Here is a 1,354-nt window from a genome sequence, read left to right as displayed (position 1 = left end):
TGTCGGTGGTCGGGTATTGACTGTTCTCATGGACCTCATCACTGAGTACCTGACTTACCCGGACAATGAGTTCGGGGATGGCAAGCCCGGGGACGGCAGGCCCGAGGGCAGCGAGCCCGGCCGGCCCGGCGACGGGACCATGGCCGAACTGGTGGATGTCGTCGCTGCGACCGATCGGATGCTCGCGGCGGTCTCGGCCATGCGGGCCGACGCGATCGACCAGTTGCGGGTGCGAAGCGAGCGGGAGGCGGCGACACGGGCGCCGGGTCCGTTCGCGTCGAGCCCGTTCAGCACGGACGCGGCGAAGATGGCCCGGCGGTCGCTGGTGGCCGAGTTGGCCTGTGCGCTGCGGGTCCCCGAGGGTAGCGCGGAGCGGCTCCTGGTCGAGAGCGAGTCCCTCGTGCACGACCTCGCGGCCACCCGCACGGCCCTGCAGCAGGGCGAGATCAGCTACCGGCACGCGAAAGCACTCATGGACCACGTCTGGTCCCTGCCCAAAGACGCCCGGGCCGGGTTCGAATCGGCCCTGCTGCCCGATGCCCGGAAACTCACCGTCGCGAAGTTCGACGGAACCGCCCGCAGAGCAAGGGAGAAGGCCCACCCCGACACGATCACCACCCGGCACGCGAAGTGCATCACCGACCGGCAGGTGCAGCTCGTGCCGGCCCGGGACGGCATGGCCTGGTTGAACGCGTACCTCTCCGCGGCCGACGCGAACTCGGTGTACGAGCGGATCAGCGGCGCCGCACAGAGCCTGCAGGGCGCCGACGAGCCGCGCACGCTGACCCAGTTGCGGGCGGACGCGTTCCTCGACCTCCTCATCGACGGGGTCGCACCCTCCGGGCTGGGCCGGGGCATCCGGGCCACCGTGAATGTCACGGTCCCGGTGATGACCCTCCTCGGCCACAGCGAGGAACCCGGCCACCTCGAAGGGTACGGGCCGATCGATCCGGACACGGCCCGGCGTCTCGCCGGTCACGCACCGAGTTTCACCCGCATCCTCGTCCACCCCGAGACCGGCGCGGTGCTCTCGGTCGGCCGGAACCGGTACAAGGTGCCCAAGGACCTCCGCCGGTGGCTGCGGGTGCGCGACGAAACCTGCCGGTTCCCCGGCTGCAACCGCAGCGTGGCCCGGTCCGACCTCGACCACGGCAAGGAATGGCACGAGGGCGGCCGAACCAAACACGACAACCTCGCCCACCTCTGCGGGCCACACCACAAACTGAAAACCGAGGCCGCCTGGGCCGTGACCCACGCCAGGGACGGCACGCTCACCTGGACCTCGCCCGCCGGCCGGGAGTACACGACCGAACCGGCCACCCGGATCGACCCGCCACCCCCGTTCTGACGCCCG

The 1,354-nt window shown here is 70.8% G+C and carries 1 protein-coding gene; it reads left to right on the top strand.

What is annotated here, in order from left to right; genetic code table 11:
• Nucleotides 1–28 precede the first annotated feature (28 nt).
• Nucleotides 29–1,348 (top strand): HNH endonuclease signature motif containing protein, encoded by a 1,320-nt coding sequence (locus E3T54_RS12255; RefSeq protein WP_134475934.1) that lies wholly within the window; start codon nt 29–31, stop codon nt 1,346–1,348.
• Nucleotides 1,349–1,354: the final 6 nt, after the last annotated feature.

This window comes from Cryobacterium sp. Sr8 (genome assembly GCF_004403225.1).
GTDB classification, from domain to species: Bacteria; Actinomycetota; Actinomycetes; order Actinomycetales; family Microbacteriaceae; genus Cryobacterium; species Cryobacterium psychrotolerans.
The sequence above is the reverse complement of the archived record's forward strand: the minus strand, read 5'-3'. Positions and strand labels throughout refer to the sequence as shown.